Source organism: Exiguobacterium sp. AB2 (assembly GCF_000696055.1).
Classification (GTDB): Bacteria; Bacillota; Bacilli; order Exiguobacteriales; family Exiguobacteriaceae; genus Exiguobacterium; species Exiguobacterium alkaliphilum.
This window is the reverse complement of the sequence record NZ_JNAA01000032.1, coordinates 54,194-75,954: the sequence shown is the minus strand read 5'-3', so window position 1 is coordinate 75,954 and position 21,761 is coordinate 54,194. Positions and strand designations below refer to the sequence as shown.

The window sequence follows — 21,761 nt, the reverse complement described above, 5'->3', positions numbered from 1 at the left end:
GTGATGAAAACAGTTGACCATTCCGACACTGTCTATCAAGTGATTCGGGAACGAGCGACTTTGTTGAATCGCAAACACCAACAAGAAGAAGGCACCTCAATCCGCATTCACGACATAGCACTAGAACTTCACTGTACCGATGAACTTATTCTCGAGTCGCTGGAGTTCGCCGCATAATTGCACGAACACATACGAAGAGCCGACGTCATGTCGGCTCTTTTTTGGTTACTTGTTCGGTGTGGCGACGTGCTTGACGATTTCGACGACGTACTCGACGATTTTATACAGTTCTGTGAGCGGCATCCGCTCGTTCGTCGTATGAATCTCTTCATAGCCGACGCCAAGGTTGACCGTCGGAATGCCGCCTCCCGCGATGACGTTCGCATCGGACCCACCGCCCGAGTGAAGGATGCGCGTCGGACGGCCGATTGAAGCAGCCGCCGCTTTCGCGATCTCGACGACCTCGTCACCTTCTTCGAACTTGAAGCCAGGGTACATGATGTCGATGTCGACTTCCGCACGTCCACCTAGAGTGGCCGCTGTCTCAAGATACGCTTGCTTCATCGCGTCCGCTTGTGCTTCCATCTTCTCCTGGATGAGCGAACGCGCCTCCGCGAACACCTCGACGTAATCACAGACGATGTTCGTCGCTCGTCCGCCTTCGAACCGTCCGATGTTTGCCGTCGTCTCTTCATCAATCCGCCCGAGCGGCATCTTCGCAATCGCCTTCGCTGCGATTTGGATGGCCGACACCCCTTTCTCAGGGGCGACGCCGGCATGAGCCGTCTTCCCGTAAATCCGTGCGTTCACTTTCGCCTGCGTCGGCGCGGCGACGATGATGTCCCCGACCGGGCCGTCCGAGTCGAGCGCGAAACCGAACTTGGCTTCGATTTTAGACAAATCGAGCACTTTCGCCCCGACAAGGCCCGACTCTTCGCCGACCGTGATGACGAACTGGATTTGACCGTGCGGAATCGCTTCCTCTTTCAACACGCGCACGAGCTCAATCATCGCCGTGAGGCCGGTCTTATCGTCCGCCCCGAGGATCGTCGTCCCGTCCGTGATGACGTAGCCGTCTTTGATACTCGTCTTGATGCCTTTACCAGGCGTGACCGTATCCATATGCGCCGTGAAGTAAATCGGGTCGACACCTTCTTTCGTAGCCGGAACGGTTATGATCAAGTTGTTCCCCGCATGATCCGTCTTCGTCGATGCGTCATCCTCATAGACGTCACAGCCGAGTTCAGTGAACACCGCTTTCAAGTGCTCACAGATGACCGCTTCTTCTTTCGTTTCTGAATCGATGCCGACAAGTCCTAAAAACGTGTCGAGCACGCGTGTCTCGTTTACCATAAAAACCATCCCTCCATCCAAACATTTCTTGGTCATTATACCAAACTCATGACGATTGCACGAACGTTTTCCATTCTGTACAATGGGGTCAAACGTGTAATGGAGGAACGACATGAAAAATAAACAAAAGAAACGACAGCGCATCATTCAAATCGGCGTTGTCGTCATCGTATCAATCTTTTTGCTCAGCACGGTGCTCTCGAGCATGGCCATGTTCTTTTAACAGCAGAATGTAGCGCTCTTTTAAAATCAAGTAGCTCTTCACATCCGACAAGATATTGAGCAGCGACGAACGTACCTCGAATTCCTCACGTGACGTGGGGAGGGGTACGTTTTTTCGGTAGTGGTCGATCGTCGCATCGAGCTCACGGAGGAACGCTGACGCGTCGGCCCGCTCATTCACATTGTCCCCGACAAGGCGGAGGAACGTCGCGACCGGTTTTGCCTCATCGACGACGAGCGTGATCTCACGGGCGTTGTCGACGATTCGTTTCAAGATGTCATACTGGCGCTCGCGCATCCGGAAGTAGAGGTAATCCATATCCTCGTTCCGTTTCCCGATCGAATTCCCCATCCGGCGAAGCGCGAGGTCTTTTCCTTGCTTCAAATAATCGCGCGTCTTCAAGAGCATCATGGCGTGGTCGTTGTAGATGCCTGTCTCGACACAAGCCGCGATGTCATAAAAATACACGGCGAGCGCCCGGTCGATGTTGTCTTTAATGCGTTCAATCTCCCGGTCGAGTGCCGGCATGTACATGTTGACGATGAGCCCGACACCGACACCGATCGCAATCAACAGTAATTCGTTCATGAACAACTCGATTGTGAATCGACCTTCTGTATACAGATGCGTCAAGATGACGACGCTCGTGATCATCCCGTCCTGCAGTTTGAGCTGTTGTACGAGCGGGATAAACATGACAAAATATAACGTAAGTGTGGCCGGTGAGTAGCCGAGGAGCGTGAACATGAGCGCACCCATGCCGATGGCAATCAAACTCGCCATGACCCGTTCATACGAGGCACGGAAGGATTTCTTCCTTGTCTCTTGAATACTGAGAATGGCGATGATGGCTGCGAACACATAGTAATCCAAATGAATCGTCTCAGCGATGAGCATCGCGATCCCGGCGGCGACGGCCGTCTTCAGCGTACGTGACCCGATTTTCATCAAATCCCCCCTTTCTCATACAAAATTGTTCACTAGTTTCGCGTGTTTGGCAATCCTTATGTTTGGAAGTGATGGAACATGAAGACAAAACAGAAAAAAATCCTCCCTTCCCTCGTCATCCTCGGTATCGCCGTCATTGGTTTTCTTTGGCTCGAGGGACGCTCCGTCGGCACGTATACGGTCAAGACGTACGTCGACGGCACGACCGAGACGCGACAGTTCGAGTCGCTCGATGAGGCAAGATCTTATATGGAACAAGGCGAACAGCGCGCCCTCGTCGGACCCGATGGTGACGTCATCGACTTCACCGGCTCCGGTATCGCCGTGACACCGACGGACGAGGTCACTTACCTCTTTAAAGACGCCGCCTTGTCCGAGCGGCAGTCGTATGTGGCCGGAGGTACTCGATTGCGATTGCTCGAGCGTGGGAACGACCATTTGAAGGTGCGCATCTCAGGCGCGGACGTGTATGTGCCGCTCGCAAACATGACGCTCTATCCGGACGCACTCGTCGAGCGACGCGGATTCTATGAAGTCCGTGACGGCGACGTGTATCACACCGTCGAGGCGAACGACTTTTTGGCCGGCACGTTTCTCGTCGGACCGGCCGGCGGGGCGGCGCCGGATCGCTATTATACGGAGAACGTTCGCGACGTGTTTGCCTCGCCGTATCAATTCGCCTCAATCGAGACACCTGCCCCATACGGAGCGGCTGAACTAGACCGTTTTCTCGAGACGCTCGCTGACTCTCCGCTCAAAGGAAAAGGTGCCGCCTTCAAGGACGCAGAAGCGAAACATGGCATCAACGCCGTGTTCCTCCTCGCCGTTGCCGGGCACGAGTCGAGTTACGGCACGTCGGCCATCGCCCGAGACAAGAACAACTTGTTCGGCTTCAAGGCGACCGATGACGACCCGAGCGGGAACGCGGCGGCGTTCGAGACCGTCGAGGCGAGCATCGATGCGGCGGCACGATTGTTCGCCGAGAAGTATGTGACCGGGGCGTATGCGCGTGGCCCGTACCCAGGGAACAAACAAACAGGCATCAACATCTATTACGCTTCAGACCCGTACTGGGGTGAGAAAGTTGCCGGCACGATGTATCGGATCGACCGTGCCCTAGGCTCTGCATATTATGAACGAATCAAGTGATGGTGCACGCCATCACTTTTTTTATTGCAGGAATTCCCCCGTCACATCAAGAATACATGAATGAACGACCATTCATTTTTAGAGGGGGAATATGTATGAAAACGATTTGGATTACAGGTGGGTCGTCCGGTATGGGGAAAGCGATGGCGCTCAAGTTCAAACAAGAAGGCTGGAACGTGGCCATCAGCGGCCGAAACGCAGAACGGCTCGATGAGGCGATGGCCGAGCTGAACGCGATCGACACTGGACAGGCGTTGGCCGTCCAGCACGACGTCCGCGACTATTATGGATGCAAGCAGGCACTTGAACGCATCATCGACTCCTACGGACCGGTGCATGCGCTCGTGAACAACGCCGCCGGTAACTTCGTTTGTCCGACGCTCGACTTGACGCCGAATGGTTGGACGAGCGTCATCGACATCGTCTTAAACGGCACGTTCAACTGCACGCATGCGCTCGGAAAACATTGGGAAGCTGAACAGATACGCGACGGCTCAATCATCAACATGGTCGCCTCCTACGCCTGGCAGGCCGGGGCCGGTGTCGCACCGAGCGCCGCCGCGAAAGCCGGTGTCCTCAATTTGACGCGGACGCTCGCGGTGGAATGGGGCTATCAGTTCGGCGCGCGCATTAACGCGATTAGCCCGGGACCGATTGAACGGACGGGCGGCGCCGACAAACTCGCGGTTCACGTAAAGGAAGTGGAACGCATCCGACGGAACGTCCCGCTCGGACGCTTCGGCACACCTGAAGAGATTGCCGACTTGGCGTTTTGGATGACGTCGGATGAGATGCGTTATTTGAACGGGGAATGCATCTCGCTCGATGGCGGTCACTGGCTCAATAAACATCCATTCTAACAATAAATGGCCGAGGAGCTCCTCGGCCATTTCATATGTCGCTTCCGTTCCATTCCGCCTCGAACCGTTCCAAAAATGTCAGGAGGAACGTATGGCGTGCACGCGCGATTCGTTTCGCTTCCTCCGTATGCATGCCGTCAAGAAGCCGAAGCAATTTCTCATGAAAATGTGAGATTGCGCTCGATTCTCCATATAACGCGGTGCCGCTCGCACCGGCGTATTGAAACGTCCGGGCGATGCCGATCGCCCCCATCGCATCGAGCCGATCGGCGTCTTGGATGATTGCCGCTTCCAGCGAGGACGGCGCCGAACCTTTTGAGTATGACGTCTCCGAAATGACATCCAGGACGTGTCGGCGCAACGCGTCTGACACGTCGAGTGAATCCAGATGACGCTTCACGAGTCCCGCTTCCCGACCGAGCTTACGGTCTTCGACGTCATGCAAGAGAGCCGCAAGCGTCACGACGAGGCGGTTGACCGCTAGTCCGTCAGAGAGCACTTCGGCCAGTCGCCTCACCCGTTCGAGGTGGGCGACGTCGTGTCCGGTATGGTCGTTTCCGTGAAGTTCCGCGACGAAGCGTTCTGTCGCGTCAATCACCTCGTTCGATTGCATCAAATCTCAATCGTCGCGTTCGGTTCAATCAAGAGACCGCGTTGATGCAACTGGTCACAGAATGCCCGGGCATCTTGTTTGATTGGCGGGAACGTGTCGAAATGAATCGGGACGACCCGTTTGGCTTGTAGCCAATGCGCCGCGTCGAGCGCGTCCGTCGGTCCCATCGTGAAGTTGTCCCCGATCGGGAGGAAGGCGACATCGATTTCAAACCGCTCCCCGTACAGCTTCATGTCGGAGAACAGGGCCGTGTCACCTGCATGATAGACGGTCAAGCTGTTCGTCTCGATGATGAAGCCCCCTGGCATGCCCATGTAAACCGGGGTGTCGCCCATGTCGAGGCTGGAGCTGTGAAACGCTTGCGTCATCGTCACACGGCCGAACGGAAAGGCGTTGCCACCGCCGATGTTCATCCCGTGGACCGAGAAGCCTTTCTTCTCATAATACGTGGCGAGCTCGTGGGTCGCGACGATTGTCGCCCCGGTCTTGTTTGCGATCAATTCCACGTCCTCGATGTGATCGAAATGGGCGTGCGTGAGCAAGATATAGTCAGCCGGCACGGTCGCTGGATCGACGTCCGTGTGCGGGTTGCTCGTCAAGAACGGGTCGATGAGGACATTCACCCCATCCATATCAAATAACACCGTTGCATGGCCATAGTACGTAATCTTCATCATGATTCCTCCCTTAACTGGTGTCAGCTGGAACGGTTCACTTACAAGACTTTCTCTAAGAAACGCTTCGCCCGGTCGGTCTGCGGGTTGAGGAGCAGGTCCGCGGGTTTGCCTTCCTCCATCAAAATCCCTTCATCGAGGAAGAGGACACGGTCCGCGACTTCACGTGCGAAGCCCATCTCGTGTGTGACGACGACCATCGTCATTCCCGTCTCGGCGAGTCCTTTCATGACGTCGAGTACTTCGTTGACCATCTCTGGGTCAAGCGCAGACGTCGGCTCATCGAACAACATGACGTTCGGTTCCATCGCGAGTGCACGGGCGATGGCGACCCGTTGTTTTTGACCACCGGACAGTTGGCTCGGATAAGCGTTTATTTTTTCAGATAAACCGACCCGCTCGAGCAACTTCTTCGCCCGTTCGACCGCCTCGGCCTTGCTCACCTTCAACACGTTGATTGGCGCATACGTCAAGTTGTCGAGCACGTTCATGTGCGGGAACAAGTTGAACTGTTGGAACACCATCCCGATATTTTGGCGCGCCTTGGCGACGTTGGCACCTTTTTTCGTCAATTCGAACCCATCGACAACGACCGTCCCGGACGTCGGGACCTCTAACATGTTGAGGCAACGAAGGAACGTCGACTTCCCTGAACCGGAAGGGCCGATGACGGCGACGACCTCGCCACGCTCAATCGTCGTCGTGATGCCTTTCAATACTTCTAACTCACCAAACTGTTTGTATAAATCGTTAACTTGAATCATCTGCCATCACTCTTTCTAAGCCGTTTTTCAAGGCGCTGACCGAGATACGTCAACACCATCACTATCGTAAAGTATATCACACCAGCGAACAGAAGCGGTTCGAAGTAGATCGCCTTTTGCCCACCGACGATTTGGGCGCGACGCATGATGTCGAGCACTCCGACTGTCGAGACGAGCGCCGATTCTTTTGTGAGTGTAATCATCTCATTGACGAGCGCCGGTAGGATATTCTTGAACGCCTGCGGCAAAATGATTGACCGAAGCTGTTTGACATAAGGTACGCCGAGTGCGTCAGACGCTTCCCATTGCCCTTTATCGACGGCTTGAATCCCGGCTCGGATAATCTCCGAGATATAGGCCGCCGAGTTGAGCGAGAAGGCGATGACGGCCGATTGATACGGTGTCGTGATGAAGCCTGTCAACTGCGGGAGACCGAAGTGGATGATCGCCAGTTGTAAAATGAGTGGCGTCCCACGGAACACGGCCGTATACGCATGTCCGATGAAATTGACGAACCGGTTCGGGATAATCTTAAACGTAGCGATCACGATTCCGAGTGTGATCCCGAACAGTGCCGAGACGAGCACGACTTGGAACATGACCGGAATCCCTTCTAAAATGTAAGGGATTGAATCATAAATCCGACTAAAATCCATTGTGAGTTCCTCCTAAAAAAGGCTGACCGATATTCCAGTCAGCCTCGTACATGAATTATTCCGCTGGTGCGGCTTCTTCTTCAAACCATTTTTGAGCCAACTTCTCGATTTCTCCGCTCTCAATCAACTTATTCAACTCTTCATTGAACTGATTGCGCAGTTCATCGTCTTTGCGGAAAGCCGCGGCCGATCCCGCTTCTTCTTCGTCAACGATTTCAAACGTCGACAGTTCGCTGTCTTGATCTAAGTATTTCTTCGCGACCGTGTCCTCGATGACCATCGCATCGATGCGGCCCGTCTTGATTTCTTGAATGATTTCCGGGATTTTGTTCAACGAGACGATTTCCGCCCCCGGGATTTGGTCTTTGGCGATGCCTTCTTGAATCGACCCGAGCTGGACGCCGACTTGTTTGCCGTCTAAGTCTTCAAGCGACTGAATGGCATCTCCTTTTGACAAGATTAAGTTCTTCGCTGTGAAGTAAATGTCTGAGAAGTCCGCGTTCTCTTTCCGCTCTTCCGTCGGTGTCATCCCCGCCATGACGAAGTCGACACGACCGGCGTTGAGCGCTCCGAGGAGGCTGCCGAAGTCCATATCTTCAATCTTTAGTTCATACCCCATGTTTTCAGCGACTTGTTTGGCGATGTCAATATCGAATCCGACAATCTCGTCCCCGTTCGCCGTGTCGACGAACTCGTACGGGAAGTAGTCTGCGCTCGTACCCATGACGAGCACTTTATCCTCGTCGCCTCCAGAAGAAGAGCCTCCCTCGTTGACGTCGGCGCCACAGGCGACCGAGAAAGCCGCGAGGCTTGCGATACATAATGCTAGAAAACCTTTTTTCATGATCATCGTTCCCTTCTCCATTGAGATGAAATAATCAGAACATTAACAAAATTATGACATATATGTGAATATGACTCAATCGTTCTTTGACTCTTCATATGTCTGACTTGTCCTTCAACCACTATATACACATAATTATAACTTGTAAAGCATATTCATGCATAAACGACAAAAAAATACGGTCACATTCGCTCGTAAGCAAAATAAGTGACCGTACCGTTGTCTCGCGAGCCATACGGTTGGACGCGTTTGACCGAGGTGATTGGAATCGCACTGTAGACGTGCGGATAGCGTTCGCCGTCTTCATCCATCTCGTAATGCAACAAGCTCCCCAAACGCCCGACATGGAACGAGACGAGGACGACCCGCTCATTCGGGTAATAACGGCGCACATATTGCCCGATCTGCTGCGGGGTACAACAGCGGACGTATCCTTCCGATTGAAGCATCGGTTCATTGATTTCACCGCGTGATAACGCAATCGTATACTCGGCTTCGCTCATAATCTTAACGACTGGTTCCATCGAATCGGTTCCTTTCTTAGCGAAAAGCGCAAAGGCGGTGCCTCTGCGCTTGTCCGTTATGCGTAATAAATATCGAACAACGTTTGAAGTTGGTCGACGAGTTCTTCCGCTGTCGACGACTCGATCGTGCTGCGTTCGACCATCGTGACGATGTTGCCGTCCTCAAGCAACGCGATTGAAGGTGATGACGGAGCATATCCTTCAAAATACTCGCGAGCCCGATCCGTCGCTTCACGGTCTTGACCTGCGAAGACGGTCACGAAGTGATCCGGTTTCGTCCCTTCCATCCTGTTAACATAAGCCGCCGCCGGACGGGCAATCCCACCGGCACAACCACATACCGAGTTGACGAGGACGAGCGTCTTCCCTTCTTTTTTGAGGGCGGCATCGACTTCCTCTGGTGTCGTTAATTCTGTATATCCTGCGGTGCGAACCTCATTTCGTGCCTGTTCGACTACATCTTGGAAGTATAATTGAAAATCCATATCGTTTCCCCTTTCTGGCATCTGTTCTTTCTCATTTTACGTCTTCTTTGGCCGGGAAAACAAGTCTATCGCTCAATTCTCGTTCGAGGAACGGGTCAGCCCCGAGCAGCGATTTGAACGCCATATAACGGGCCCGCTCTTCTGCCGACGCCTCCCGGTTTGTCAAAAATGCCCGAATCAGGATATTCTTCGGTGTATGTTCCATATCGATGAATTCGAGCAGCTGTGCCTCATACCCGACAAAGCCGAGCAACTCGGCGCGAATCGAGTCGGTCGCGAGTGAGGCGAACCGTTCTTTGATCAGCCCGTGCTGAAGCATCACGTCTAACGGCTTTGTATCGAGCTGACGGTTCAACTCTTTCTGGCAGCACGGGACGCTCAAGATGACTTTCGCCCCCCACCGGACGGCCCGTGCGAGCGCCATGTCCGTCGCGACGTCGCAAGCATGGAGCGTCACGACCATGTCGACCGCGGATTCGCCCTCATACTCGTTGATGTCCCCGACAAGGAACTCGAGCCGCTCGTATCCTAAATCACGGGCAATCACGGCACACTCCTCGATGACTTCTTTCTTCAAGTCGAGGCCCGTGATGTGAACGTCATACCCTTTCATTTCATGAAGGAAATGGTAAAGGGCGAACGTCAAATACGATTTGCCTGAGCCGAAATCGAGAATGCGAATCGTCCGGTCCGTCGGCAAATGTTTAATCGAGTCCTCAATGAATTCGAGGAAACGATTGATTTGTTTGAACTTATCATACTTTTGTCGTTTCACGTTCCCGTCTTCTGACTGCACGCCGAGGCGGATGAGGAAAGGTACCGGCTCATGTAACGGCAACACGTACTGTTTTTCGCGGTTATGGGTCAACTGGACTTGTTTTGCCGTCGTCTGACGCTCTTTGAACGTCACTTTGAACTTCTTAGACAATTGGAATTGAACATCAGAGGACTTCAATTGGAAATGTCCTTGGCGGAACGAATCGAGCAGCGCAACGAGTTCTTGCATCGCTTCATCCCGCTCTAAATTTTTATGTTTCATCACCCGCTCATATTGGTACTCAAACTGTATATGATATGTCTCTTTCAACAAGACCGGCTTCAGTTTGACGCGTCGCAAGTCACTCGATTTCGACCGAGGCTGACTGATCGTCGCCGTGACCAGCTCTTCGCGATCGATTGCCGTCTTCAGGCGGTCCACTAATTGTGCGTATTCCACTTCAATCATTCCTTTTTGATTAGTTTCGGAACTTTTCAATTCGTTCATCCGTACATACTATTACACGAAGCCGTGCAAACGTCAAAGGAGGAAGTACCATGTTCAAAAAACTGCTTTCATCAATCGGGGTCGACGCCGCGACCGTCGACACGCGCCTCGCCGACAGCAACTGTCAGCCAGGCGGTCAGCTTAACGGAGTCGTCCATGTGAAAGGCGGGAACGTCGAACAGTCGGTCGACCGCATCTATATCTTCTTCAATACGCTGTATAAGCACGAGGTGAACGATAAACCGACGTACTCGACGTTCACGATCGAGAAGGTGTCGTTGAACGAGGCGCCGTTTTTAATCGGCCCGAACGAAGTGAAAGAGATTCCGTTCACGATACACGTCCCGTATAATACGCCGTTATCCGTCAGCCAATCCAAATCATGGATCGAGACCGGACTCGACATCGCGCAAGCCGTCGACCCGAAAGACGAGGACGCCATCGTCGTCAAACCGAACCGTGCGCAACAAACCGTCCTCGACGCCATCGACGCCATCGGCTTCCGCTTGAAGAAGGCCGACACGGAGATGTTGCCGGCCCGTCACCGTTCCGGCCGCCTGCCGATCGCCCAAGAGCTCGAATATTCCCCGAACGGGACTCGTTTTGGAAGTAAGCTCGATGAACTTGAAGTCGTCCTGTTGCAAGACGAGACGTCACTCGACGTATTGATTCAAATCGACAAGAGCGTACACAATTTAGGAAGCCTGTTCGCCGACTTGACAGGAACGGACGAGTCGACGCATCGCCTCAGCTACGACGTCAGTGACCTGACAAGTGGACGGATTCAACAAGATGTGGAACGGTTGATTGAGCGTTCGCTGTAAGAAAAAAAGAGATGTGTCCGATGTCACGCTGACAAAGGACCATCTCTTTTTTTCATTAATAAACGCTAGACGTGTTCGGGTCAATCGACTCGAGTGACTGTTTCATCGCCTGTAAGAACTGACCGGCGACGAGGCCATCGAGCACGCGGTGGTCGACCGACATACATAAGTTGACGATGTCACGGGCCGCGAACATACCGTTCACCCAGACCGGACGTTTCACGATCGACTCGACCGAGAGGATGGCCGCTTGCGGGTAGTTCAAAATCGGTGCCGATTGAATGGAACCGAACGCCCCCGTGTTGTTGATCGTGAACGTGCCGCCTCGCATCTCGTTCGCACTCAGGCGGTTCGCGCGAGCACGCGACGCGACGTCTTGTAAGGCGACGGCGAGCCCTTTGATGTTCTTTTCGTCCGCGTGTTTGATCACCGGGACGTATAACGCATCATTTGCCGCCACGGCGACCGATAAATGGATGTCTTTATGCACTTTGATGTGATCGCCTGCCCATTCCGAGTTCATCATCGGATACTTCTTGAGCGCTTCGACGGCCGCCTTCATGAAGAACGGCATGAACGTCAACTTGACGCCCTCTTGTTTAAAGAATTCATCTTTCAATTTGGCGCGTGCTTCCACGAGATTTGTCACATCGACTTCAATCATGAGCCACGCATGCGGGGCCTCGTGTTTCGAGCGGACCATGTTGGTGGCGATCGCTTGGCGAACGCCCGCTGTCGGAATCATCTCGACCCGATCAGATGACGTTTCCGGTGCAGGTGCTGGCGCAGGGGGCGCTTCTTTGACCGCTTCGGCTTCAGTCGGCACATCAAGCTTTTGTTGAACCATCGTCTCTTGTAGCGGCGCTTGGGTGGCCCCTGACTTCGCAGGACGTCCTTCCGATAAGTAACGGAGCACGTCTTTCCGTGTGATCCGTCCTCCGAGTCCTGATCCATCGAGCTCATTCAAATCGATGTCGTTCTCATTCGCCAAGCGGATGACGGCCGGAGAGAAGCGGCCGTTCCCGCTCGGTTTGCGCGCCGACGAGGCCGTCACGGCTTCGGCACGTCCCTCTGTAACCGAAGTTTCCACGACCGCTTCTTTTGTTGATGCTTCTTGAACCGGTTCTTCTTGCACGGCAGCTTCGACTTCCATGACGAGGACGGGCGTGCCGACTGCGACAGTATCCCCTTCGCCGATGAGGATTTCTTTGATGACACCGGCACTCGTCGCTGGAATCTCGGCCGTTACTTTATCCGTCATGACTTCCGCTAGTGGTTCATATTCATCGACACGGTCCCCTGGTTTGACGAGAAACGTCGTAATCGTTCCTTCGGTCACACTTTCACCGAGCTGTGGCATTTTAATCGTCTGTTCCATAATAGCCCTCCTTAAAACGCAGCGAGCTGACGTGCCCGCTCCGCAATTTTTTCAGGCGAGACGATGAAGAATTTCTCCATCGGCGGGGCGTATGGCATCGCCGGAACGTCCGGACCAGCCAACCGCTCAATCGGTGCGTCGAGCTCGAACAGCGCCTTCTCGGCAATGATGGCTGCGACTTCGCCGATGATGCTTCCTTCTTTGTTGTCTTCCGTGACGAGGAGCACTTTCCCCGTCTTCTTGACGGCTTCGATAATCCCGGCCTGATCGAGCGGATAGACGGTCCGAAGGTCGAGGATATGTGCGCTAATCCCTTCAGACTCGAGCGTCTTCGCCGCTTCTTGTGCCATGTGGACACAGAGGCCATACGTGATGATGGTGATGTCGTCACCTTCACGTTTGACGGCCGCTTTACCGATTTCGACCACATAGTCTTCAGACGGCAAATCAGCTTTTAAAAGTCGGTACGCCCGTTTGTGCTCGAAGAAGAGGACCGGGTCATTCGAACGAATCGCCGCTTTGAGCAACCCTTTCGCATCAACCGGGTCAGACGGGATGACGACTTTGAGTCCTGGCGTCGAGTTGAACATGCCTTCGACGGACTGCGAGTGATAGAGGGCACCGTGAATGCCGCCGCCGAACGGAGCTCGGATGACCATCGGGCAAGTCCAATCGTTGTTTGAACGGTATCGGATTTTCGCCGCTTCCGAGACGATTTGGTTCACAGCCGGCATGATGAAGTCCGCGAACTGCATCTCGGCGATCGGACGCATCCCATACATGGCCGCCCCGATGCCGACGCCCGCAATCGCACTCTCGGCAAGCGGAGCATCGATGACGCGGTCTTCACCGTACTTTTCAATCAATCCTTGCGTCGCCCGGAACACACCGCCGCGGACCCCGACGTCTTCGCCGAGGACGAAGACGTTCTCGTCACGCTCCATCTCTTCATGAATCGCTTCATTGATCGCTTCAATAAACGTTTTCATCAGTTATCCCCCTCATACACGTGATCCATCGTCGATTCCGGTGATGCATACGGTGCTTTGTCCGCATATGCCGTCGCCTCGTTCACTTCCGTATCGACGTTCGATTCGATGGACGCGAGCTCTTCTTCAGTCGCGATACCATCTTCAATCAAACGGGCGCGGAACAGCTGGTTTCCGTCCCGATGCTTCAGGTCGGCCAACTCTTCGACCGAACGATACGCCTTGTCATCGTCATCGGACGAGTGCGGGACGAGACGTTCGACTTCGGCTTCGATGAGCGTCGGTCCTTCACCGCGCAGGGCACGTGCACGTGCTTCCTTCACCGCCGCGTACACCGCGATCGGGTCGGTCCCGTCAACCGTCACGCCCGGCATCCCGTAACCTTTCGCCCGGTCCGAGACACGCTCACAGGCGAGCTGTTTCGACAAAGGTACCGAAATGGCATACTTGTTGTTCTCACAGAACAGAATGACCGGCAATTTATGGACGCCGGCGAAGTTCGCACCTTCATGGAAGTCGCCTTGGTTCGACGAGCCTTCCCCGAACGAGACGAACGTCACGAGTTCTTCTTTTTTCAGTTTCGCTGCAAGCGCGACGCCGACCGCGTGGGGGACTTGCGTCGTGACCGGTGACGATCCCGTCACGATCCGATGTTGTTTCGAGCCGAAGTGACCCGGCATTTGACGCCCGCCCGAGTTCGGGTCTTCCGCTTTCGCGAACGCCGACAGCATCAGGTCTCGTGCCGTTTGCCCAAAATGCAGGACGACCGCGACATCGCGGTAATACGGCAAAATATAGTCAGTCCCTTTCTCGAGTGCGAACGCCGCACCGACTTGGGCCGCCTCTTGCCCTTGACATGAGACGACGAACGGGATTTTCCCGGCACGATTCAACTTCCACATCCGCTCATCGATTTTACGTGCTCGGACCATCGTCTCGAACATCGCAACCAAATCTTGTTTCGAGAGGCCGAGTTCTTCATATGAATTCACTGTCATTTGTTCCATTTTCGTTTCCTCCTTAGGCGTGAATCGGTAAGCCGTCTACGGCAAGTGCCGCTTCCTGGAAAGCCTCGCTCAATGCCGGGTGTGGATGGACGAGCTGGCCCATCTCCCATGCCGTCGCGTTCAAGACAAGGGCAAGACCGCCTTCCGTGATCAATTCGGTCGCTTTCGGTCCGACGATATGGACTCCGAGCAAATCATCCGTCTCTTCATCCGAGACGAGCTTTACGAAGCCGTCCGCCTGCCCTTCGATTCGCGCCTTACCGAGTCCGTTGAAGCGATATGTGCCCGTCTTGACGTTGCGACCTGACGCTTTCGCCGCCTCTTCGGTCAAACCGACCGATGCGACTTCAGGAACGCCGTAGACGCAACGTGGAATCAAGTCATAGTCGAGCGGCGTCGGCTCGTGACCGAGGATGGTCTCGACGGCTTTGACACCTTCAGCCGAGGCGACGTGAGCGAGCTGTAATTTACCGATACAGTCACCGATGGCAAAGATATGTCGTTCTTTCGTCCGATATTGCGCATCGACTTGGATGACGCCGTTCTCGACTACGATTGACGTGTTCTGTAATCCGAGGTGTTCCGTGTTCGCGACGCGCCCGACAGAGACGAGCACACGGTCGACAGCGAGCGTCTCTTCTCCGACGACCAACTCGACACCGTCCGTTTTGACCGTCGTCTGTTCCGGGTCGACCGTCACGTTCTTCTTCACGCGGACACCGCGTTTTTTGAGCAACCGTTCGACTTCACGCGAAACGGCTTTATCTTCGAGTGGGAGCAGACGCTCTCCGACTTCGATCAACGTCACGTCAACATCGAGGTCGACAAGCATCGATGCCCATTCGACCCCGATGACGCCACCACCGACGATTGCGATTGAGCTCGGGAGCTGTTCAAACCGAAGCAAGTCGTCCGAGTTCAAAATGCGTTCGTGGTCAAACGGCAGACCTGGAAGTTCACGTGGAATCGATCCCGTCGCGATAATCAGTTGATTCGGTAAGATGAGTTCAGACTCACCCGTCTCGTCCTCGACCGCGACCGTCCCCGGTTGCGGCGAAAAGATGCTCGGTCCAAGGATGGACGCCTTCCCGCGGAACACTTCAATCTTCCCTTGCTTCATCAAGTGTTCAATTCCTTTTTCAAGTCCTGCGACCAAGTCATGCTTGAATGCCTGAGCCCGCTCGAGGTTGAACGTGACCGTCCCGGTCTCGACGCCATACGCCGCCCCGTGTTTCGCGGTCTGATAGACGTGGGCGGCTTTCAACAACGCTTTCGTCGGGATGCATCCTCTATGTAGGCATGTCCCCCCGAGTTTTGACGCTTCCACGATTGCCACTTTTTTCCCGGCCTGGGCCGCCTTGATGGCAGCCACATATCCGCCCGGCCCGCCGCCGATGACGACGACTTCAAATTCTCGTGCCATGTGTATCCCCCTCATATTGTCGAACTGCTTCTTCTTGGCGGATGGCTCGAAGCGCGCCTTCAGCGAGCGCTTTCAGCTCATCTTCGCCCGGATAGACGTGAACGGGTGCGAGGTAACTGACCCGCTGTTTAATATAGTCGGTCAACCACTCGGAATAAGCGATTCCTCCCGTGAGGATGATCGCATCGACTTCCCCGAAGAGCGTCGCCCCATGCTTGGCAATCTCTTGGGCGACCCGATATGCCATCGTCTCGTAAAGCCGGGATGCCTGTTCGTCTCCCGTCGCCACGCGTTCCTCGATTTCAATCGCGTCATACGTGCCAAGGTGCGCATAGAGTCCACCGCGACCGACGATTTTCTGTTTCATCTCCGCTTCTTTATACCTGGTACTATAACATAGTTCTATCACCTGTCCAACAGGAATCGAGCCAGCTCGCTCTGGCGCGAGCGGTCCGTCTCCGTCGAGACCGTTATTCACATCGATGACCTGTCCCCGTGCGTGGGCCCCGACTGTGATCCCTCCCCCGAGATGGGCGATAATCAAGTTCAACGATTTGTAATCGCTTCCATTTTCTGCGGCGAATCGTTTCCCGACCGCTTTTTGGTTCAAGGCGTGAAAGATGCTGCGACGTTCGATTTCCGGAATCCCGGTCGGACGTGCCACGGGCTGGAGCTCATCGACGACGACCGGGTCGACGATAAAGCTCGGTACGTTTGAGGCGCTGCCAAGCTTATAGGCGATCAAGCCGCCTAGGTTCGAGGCGTGCATGCCGAAGCGCCCGCTCGCCAAGTCCTCCCGCATAAGGGTGTTGACTTCGTACGTACCAGACGGCATCGGCGCGAGCAATCCGCCGCGGCCGACGATCGCAGACAACTGTTCGCCTGCGATGCCGGCCTCGGTCAAGACGGCCTGAACTTCTCGTTCCCGGTAGGGCAGTTGGTCCGGAAGTGACAATCTGGTGACGTCCTCTCCGTGTCGGACCGTTTTCGTCAATATCTCGTCTGAACCGTCGAACAAGCCGACTTTCGTCGACGTCGACCCAGGGTTGATGGCGAGGATGAGTTGACGTGCCATATCAGCGTCCCCCAAGCAAGCTTTTCTCGACTTTCAAGAACTGACTGCGTGAACGAGACATCATCGCGATCCGCTCCTCCGCCATCTTCTCTGCCGCCACGTGGGTCGGCACACCGTCGCGCTCTGCGATTTCGAAGACGCGCATCATGTTGTCGTAGATGAGCTCGACTTTCTTCATCGCCCGTTCTCGGTTGTACCCTTCGAGTTCGTCCGCGACATTGATGACCCCGCCCGCATTGATGACGAAGTCCGGTGCGTAGAGGATCCCTTGCTCTTCTAATACGTCCCCATGACGGTCCTCAGCGAGCTGGTTGTTCGCCGCGCCGGCGACAATCTTGGCTTTCAGCTGTGGAATCGTCTTGTCGTTGATGACCGCCCCGAGCGCGCAAGGTGCGAAGATGTCGCACTCGACCGCGTAAATCTCATCTGGTTTGACGACCGTTGCCCCGAAGTCTGTCTCGGCCCGTTTGAGCGCCTCTTCGTTGATATCCGTGACGACCAAGTGAGCGCCTTCTTCATGAAGGTGGCGGCATAAGTTATACGCGACATTGCCGACTCCTTGAACGGCAATCGTCTTACCTGCGAGTGAGTCCGAACCGAACTTCCACTTCGCTGCCGCTTTCATGCCACGATATACGCCATACGCCGTCACCGGCGACGGGTTGCCGCTTGAGCCGAACGCCGGGCTGACGCCGGTCACATAATCCGTCTCCATGTGGATGAAGTCCATGTCGGCCACGGACGTATTGACGTCCTCGGCCGTGATGTAACGGCCACTAAGCGACTGGACGTAACGCCCGAACGCCCGGAACAGCGCCTCGGACTTGTCCGTCTTCGCATCGCCGATGATGACCGCTTTACCGCCGCCGAGGTTCAAACCGGCAGCCGCGTTCTTATACGTCATCCCTTTAGCGAGTCGGAGCACGTCTGTTAGCGCCGCCTCTTCCGAGTCATAGTTCCACATGCGCAGCCCACCGAGAGCAGGTCCGAGTGTCGTATCGTGAATCGCGATAATCGCCTTCAAGCCTGACGCTTGATCTTGGCAAAAGACGATTTGTTCGTAGTCCTCCGCTTGCAAGACGTCAAAGATCCGAAAACGTGGTTCGATATTAGTTTCCATCATGGGTGATTCCTCCTAGGAAGTGGTTAGTTTTTTGCGTGCAACAATGCGAAAGCGAGCGAGTATAGCTTGGCCTCGGCCGTATCGGCCCGGCTCGTCAAGACAACAGGGGCGGTGGCGCCGACGACGATGGCTGCCACGCTTGCCCCCGCGAAGTACATGATTGACTTATAAAGGACGTTGCCGACCTCTATGTAGGGTACGAGCAATAAATCGGCTTGGCCGGCAACATCGCTGTCAATCCCTTTTTGTTTGGCCGCGACCATGTCGACGGCATTGTCGAGGGCGAGTGGTCCGTCGACGACACAGCCTTTGATTTGGCCGCGCCTGTTCATTTGTGTGAGCAAGGCCGCATCGACCGTCGCCGTCATCTGTGGGTTGACGACTTCAACAGCGCCGATAGCTGCGACTTTTGGCGACTCGTAACCGATGTCTCGCATCGCCCCGACGGCGTTGTGGATGATGTCCACTTTCTCCTCAAGCGTGGGGGCGATATGGATGGCCGCATCGGTCACCCCGATCAACCGCTCACGGTTCGGGATTTGGAACAAGGCGACATGACTGAGCGTTCTGCTCGTCCGAAGACCCGTCTCCCGACTGAGCACCGCCTTCATGAACGTTGACGTCGCGACCATCCCTTTCATGAGCACGTCGGCCTCACCATTTTTGACGGCGAGCGTCGCGCGCTTCGCAACGTCCGCCTCACCTTTCACATGCAAAATGTCGATGGCCGCCTCGTCGATGCCTTCGTCATCACATAAACGCTTAATCTCACGGGCATCCCCAATCAAGATGAACCGCGATAGACCGTGATTGGTTGCGAGCTTGACCGCCCGAATCACTTCCACGTCAGCAGCTCCGGCTATCGAGACGGTACATCCGTCCAACTGCTTCGCCTTTGCGAGCATCCGTTCAAAATTCATACGTGTCCCCCCTAACGATGCTTCATTTATATCTATGCAATTTACGTTCCAATATTGAAAGCGCTTTAAACCATCGTTCATCATGTATTTTATTTCATGCCATGCATTTTATTGCAGGTAATTTATTGCATACGGTCAAGCTTATTATACAATGTCCGAATCGAAATGTGTAAACGTCGTGCCGCTTCGGACTTGTTCCCGTCGGCCTCCTCGATTGCCCGCTCAATCAAATCACGCTCATAGCGGGCGACCGATTCTTGGAGTGTCGCCATGTCCGTTTGTTTTGTCACCGTTCGGCGCGGGGCGAGTTGAAGATGATGCGGCGCGATTTCTTGATCGTTATTCGACATGTAGATCATCGCCCGACCGAGCACGTTTTCGAGCTCCCTGACGTTCCCTTTCCAGTACTGGCTTTTTAGCAACTCGATCGCCTCCGCCTCGATTCCGTGCACGCTCCGTCCATATTCTTGATTCAATTTACGGATGATTCGTTCTGCGAGTGGTCGAATCTCCTCCAATCGGTCCCGAAGCGGCGGAATATAGATTGGCATGCGATTGATCCGATAATACAAGTCTTCACGGAACGAGCCGTCGGCCACTTTTTGTTCAAGGTCCGCGTTCGTCGCCGCGATAATTCGGACGTCGACCGGAATCGCATTCGTCCCACCGACACGGACGACTTCATGCTCTTGGAGGACACGGAGCAGTTTGACTTGCACGTCGAGCGGCAACTCCCCGATCTCGTCTAAGAAAAGCGACCCTCCGTCCGCTTCCTCGAAGTATCCGACCTTCCCGCCACGCTTCGCCCCGCTGAACGCCCCGTCCTCATAACCGAATAGCTCACTCTCGAGCAACGTCGGTGAGATGGCGGCACAGTTGACGCGAACGAATTTTTTATACTTTCGCGGTGACTCACCGTGGATGGCATGGGCGAACAGCTCTTTGCCCGTACCGGACTCACCCCGAATCAGCACGGTCACCGGTGTGAGCGCTGCGAGACGGGCCTGTTCGATGACGAAGCGCATCGCATCGCTCGTGGCGATGATGTCTGAAAACTGATACTTCGCTTCCAGGTTTCGAATCCGTGTCTTCGCTTCTTGCAGTTCGTCACGGAGCGCCCGAAGTTGCGAGACGTCTCGGATGACCCCGACAGAACCCCGTAGCTTCCCTTCCACGATAATCGGTTCGGCGTTGACGAGGATGTCACGCCGCGTCGCGCCGATTTGCATCCGAATGTCGCGGACGCCTTTACCGGTCGACAACACTTTTAAATGCACGCTCTCTTGCATCCCGATATCGGCCGTCGCCGGCTTATCGACGACGTCCTCTTTCTTAAATCCTGTAAGACGCGTATAGGACGGGTTGATTAAAATCGTATTGCCGTGATGGTCCGCCACCGAGATCGCTTCGCTCGTGCAATCGATAATCGCCTCGAGCATCTGTTGATTCTGTTGCAACCGCTCGACCACGACGCGGATGAACTCACCCGGTAAGACGACCGCCTCCGTGAAGTGTGCCTTCAATTCATGGAACGTCTCATTTTTCCCCGTCGTCTCGATGACGAAGTCCACTTGTTTTCCCGCACAATCGCGCCAGTCACGTTCGACTCGAATTCCCCGACTTCGTGCAAGCTTCAGCCCCTCGGCCGAGTCGGCCGAATCGACGACCGCGACGATCCGCACGAGCGGCGAATCGAGCAACATCTTCAATACTTCCGTGCCGCCTTTTCCGGCCCCGACAATGAGCAGTCGTTTCTTCATTGAACCATTCCCCCATTTCTCTATCTGCATTCATGCTACTGAAACCCGTCACGTTTCGCAACTGCCGTAAAAAGACCGTGTCGGGCCGCCCCTTTTCTGTTAAAATAATGAGTGGAAAAGGAGGAGATACTATGCGAGTCATCGCGCTTCTAATCCTAATCGTCCCTGGCCTGCTCGGTGTATATGGAATCAAGCTGTTACGTGACAGTTTCTTCTTGAAAACGAGCGCCCCGTTCTCATGGATTGAATCGGTCGCGGCCGCTTCGATGCTACAAGGGACGTTCGGATTGTTGATCGCCATGGGCGGAATCGGGTTCGTCGCAGGCTATATCTTCAACCGTGATAAAAAAACTGGAAAAGTCCCTATAGATTCTTAATCATCCGGACGCACAAAAAAAGGTTCCCTAACTTGACTTCATTTCAAGTGCGGAACCTTTTTATTCATATTGAATTGTGATCACTACGGATGATCTCCTCTCATAACTTACTGCACTTCATGTGACATGATTCACCAATGGTCTTCTTAATGAAGAAGTTTGAAAGAAACTAGTAACTGCCGTCTTGCGTGAACGGAAACGTACCCATTCGAGTTACTAACGGTTTTTCATCGGGTCATGTCCAACCATCCATCGTGAAGTCGAACGCTTGCCATAAACTGTTCAACGGTTGACAACACTCCTTTTGGTCAACTGAACGATTTGTTTTCCCTGAAACGATCCCTAGCTTCGAATCGAATTCAGAACCACCTCGCGAATGAGCGAACGTCGCGACCTCTCGTCGGGACGTATAGGCGATTTGAGATGTCGTTCCCACCTCTGAGCTATTAACGGATAGCGGTCCGAGATGATTTCTTGCTCTAACCTGTTCCGGAACAGATTAGAAAGCGTTCATCTGACGCTCGTCCA

23 protein-coding genes are annotated in these 21,761 nt (G+C 54.4%); 5 read left to right on the top strand and 18 right to left on the bottom strand.

Annotation, left to right across the window (positions count from 1 at the left end):
* Positions 1-3 precede the first annotated feature (3 nt).
* Positions 4-177 carry a hypothetical protein gene (locus DI14_RS15495; RefSeq protein ID WP_167331260.1) on the top strand — a complete coding sequence of 58 codons (174 nt, stop codon included), beginning with the start codon at positions 4-6 and terminating at the stop codon, positions 175-177.
* A 48-nt stretch (positions 178-225) separates the two neighbouring features.
* On the opposite strand, the gene DI14_RS04995 is transcribed toward DI14_RS15495, so the two are convergent.
* Both DI14_RS04995 and DI14_RS04990 read right to left on the bottom strand, forming a co-directional pair.
* Complete coding sequence (locus DI14_RS04995) at positions 226-1,353, bottom strand: M20/M25/M40 family metallo-hydrolase (protein WP_034805998.1); 1,128 nt, start codon at positions 1,351-1,353, stop codon at positions 226-228.
* A 172-nt stretch (positions 1,354-1,525) separates the two neighbouring features.
* Complete coding sequence (locus tag DI14_RS04990) at positions 1,526-2,524, bottom strand: aromatic acid exporter family protein (RefSeq protein WP_034805996.1); 999 nt, start codon at positions 2,522-2,524, stop codon at positions 1,526-1,528.
* Positions 2,525-2,602: 78 nt separating this feature from the next.
* On the opposite strand from DI14_RS04990, the gene DI14_RS04985 reads away from it, so the two are divergent.
* Both DI14_RS04985 and fadH read left to right on the top strand, forming a co-directional pair.
* Entirely contained in the window at positions 2,603-3,673 is a 1,071-nt protein-coding gene (locus DI14_RS04985; protein ID WP_034805993.1) for an N-acetylglucosaminidase, read from the top strand.
* A 95-nt stretch (positions 3,674-3,768) separates the two neighbouring features.
* Positions 3,769-4,533, top strand: a complete 765-nt coding sequence (gene fadH / locus DI14_RS04980; RefSeq protein WP_034805989.1) for a 2,4-dienoyl-CoA reductase — start codon at positions 3,769-3,771, stop codon at positions 4,531-4,533.
* Positions 4,534-4,564: 31 nt separating this feature from the next.
* On the opposite strand, the gene DI14_RS04975 is transcribed toward fadH, so the two are convergent.
* From DI14_RS04975 to DI14_RS04940, 8 genes are all read right to left on the bottom strand, one after another.
* Positions 4,565-5,146 (bottom strand): HD domain-containing protein, encoded by a 582-nt coding sequence (locus DI14_RS04975; RefSeq protein ID WP_034805987.1) that lies wholly within the window; start codon positions 5,144-5,146, stop codon positions 4,565-4,567.
* On the bottom strand, positions 5,146-5,820 hold the full coding sequence (locus DI14_RS04970; RefSeq protein ID WP_034805984.1) for a metal-dependent hydrolase: 675 nt from the start codon (positions 5,818-5,820) through the stop codon (positions 5,146-5,148). Before DI14_RS04970 ends, DI14_RS04975 begins: the two co-directional genes overlap by 1 nt.
* Before the next feature lie 41 nt (positions 5,821-5,861).
* Positions 5,862-6,584 carry an amino acid ABC transporter ATP-binding protein gene (locus DI14_RS04965; RefSeq protein WP_034805982.1) on the bottom strand — a complete coding sequence of 241 codons (723 nt, stop codon included), beginning with the start codon at positions 6,582-6,584 and terminating at the stop codon, positions 5,862-5,864.
* Positions 6,581-7,240: an amino acid ABC transporter permease gene (locus DI14_RS04960; RefSeq protein WP_034805980.1), complete on the bottom strand. Its 660-nt coding sequence runs from the start codon at positions 7,238-7,240 to the stop codon at positions 6,581-6,583. The genes DI14_RS04965 and DI14_RS04960 overlap by 4 nt, the downstream gene beginning before the upstream one ends.
* A 55-nt stretch (positions 7,241-7,295) precedes the next feature.
* Positions 7,296-8,084: a transporter substrate-binding domain-containing protein gene (locus DI14_RS04955; RefSeq protein WP_051622579.1), complete on the bottom strand. Its 789-nt coding sequence runs from the start codon at positions 8,082-8,084 to the stop codon at positions 7,296-7,298.
* A gap of 182 nt (positions 8,085-8,266) precedes the next feature.
* Positions 8,267-8,608 (bottom strand): DUF952 domain-containing protein, encoded by a 342-nt coding sequence (locus DI14_RS04950; RefSeq protein WP_034805977.1) that lies wholly within the window; start codon positions 8,606-8,608, stop codon positions 8,267-8,269.
* A gap of 56 nt (positions 8,609-8,664) precedes the next feature.
* On the bottom strand, positions 8,665-9,093 hold the full coding sequence (locus tag DI14_RS04945) for a BrxA/BrxB family bacilliredoxin (protein ID WP_034805974.1): 429 nt from the start codon (positions 9,091-9,093) through the stop codon (positions 8,665-8,667).
* A gap of 31 nt (positions 9,094-9,124) precedes the next feature.
* On the bottom strand, positions 9,125-10,309 hold the full coding sequence (locus DI14_RS04940) for an SAM-dependent methyltransferase (RefSeq protein ID WP_034805972.1): 1,185 nt from the start codon (positions 10,307-10,309) through the stop codon (positions 9,125-9,127).
* Positions 10,310-10,407: 98 nt separating this feature from the next.
* Here DI14_RS04940 and DI14_RS04935 point away from each other — a divergent pair, with 98 nt between their 5' ends.
* A complete protein-coding gene (locus DI14_RS04935; protein WP_034805971.1) occupies positions 10,408-11,181 on the top strand; it encodes a sporulation protein in 774 nt (257 codons plus the stop codon).
* A 55-nt stretch (positions 11,182-11,236) separates the two neighbouring features.
* On the opposite strand, the gene DI14_RS04930 is transcribed toward DI14_RS04935, so the two are convergent.
* From DI14_RS04930 to DI14_RS04895, 8 genes are read right to left on the bottom strand one after another with little or no spacing between them, the layout of a single operon-like run.
* Entirely contained in the window at positions 11,237-12,559 is a 1,323-nt protein-coding gene (locus DI14_RS04930) for a dihydrolipoamide acetyltransferase family protein (RefSeq protein ID WP_034805969.1), read from the bottom strand.
* Positions 12,560-12,570: 11 nt separating this feature from the next.
* Positions 12,571-13,548, bottom strand: a complete 978-nt coding sequence (locus tag DI14_RS04925) for an alpha-ketoacid dehydrogenase subunit beta (RefSeq protein WP_034805967.1) — start codon at positions 13,546-13,548, stop codon at positions 12,571-12,573.
* Positions 13,548-14,546, bottom strand: a complete 999-nt coding sequence (locus DI14_RS04920; protein ID WP_034806047.1) for a thiamine pyrophosphate-dependent dehydrogenase E1 component subunit alpha — start codon at positions 14,544-14,546, stop codon at positions 13,548-13,550. Before DI14_RS04920 ends, DI14_RS04925 begins: the two co-directional genes overlap by 1 nt.
* A gap of 22 nt (positions 14,547-14,568) precedes the next feature.
* The gene (lpdA, locus tag DI14_RS04915) at positions 14,569-15,978 is read right to left on the bottom strand and encodes a dihydrolipoyl dehydrogenase (RefSeq protein WP_034805965.1); all 1,410 of its coding nucleotides are present in this window, start codon (positions 15,976-15,978) and stop codon (positions 14,569-14,571) included.
* Positions 15,962-17,053, bottom strand: a complete 1,092-nt coding sequence (gene buk, locus DI14_RS04910) for a butyrate kinase (protein WP_034805962.1) — start codon at positions 17,051-17,053, stop codon at positions 15,962-15,964. Before buk ends, lpdA begins: the two co-directional genes overlap by 17 nt.
* A 1-nt stretch (position 17,054) precedes the next feature.
* Positions 17,055-18,176, bottom strand: coding sequence for a Glu/Leu/Phe/Val dehydrogenase (locus tag DI14_RS04905; protein ID WP_034805959.1), 1,122 nt, complete (start codon positions 18,174-18,176; stop codon positions 17,055-17,057).
* Positions 18,177-18,199: 23 nt separating this feature from the next.
* A complete protein-coding gene (gene yqiS / locus DI14_RS04900; RefSeq protein ID WP_255344261.1) occupies positions 18,200-19,177 on the bottom strand; it encodes a phosphate butyryltransferase in 978 nt (325 codons plus the stop codon).
* A gap of 41 nt (positions 19,178-19,218) precedes the next feature.
* Positions 19,219-20,856, bottom strand: a complete 1,638-nt coding sequence (locus tag DI14_RS04895; RefSeq protein ID WP_034805953.1) for a sigma-54-dependent Fis family transcriptional regulator — start codon at positions 20,854-20,856, stop codon at positions 19,219-19,221.
* Positions 20,857-20,987: 131 nt separating this feature from the next.
* Between DI14_RS04895 and DI14_RS04890 the strand changes: the two genes are divergently transcribed.
* Positions 20,988-21,233 (top strand): DUF2627 family protein, encoded by a 246-nt coding sequence (locus tag DI14_RS04890; RefSeq protein ID WP_034805950.1) that lies wholly within the window; start codon positions 20,988-20,990, stop codon positions 21,231-21,233.
* The last annotated feature ends 528 nt before the right edge of the window (positions 21,234-21,761 follow it).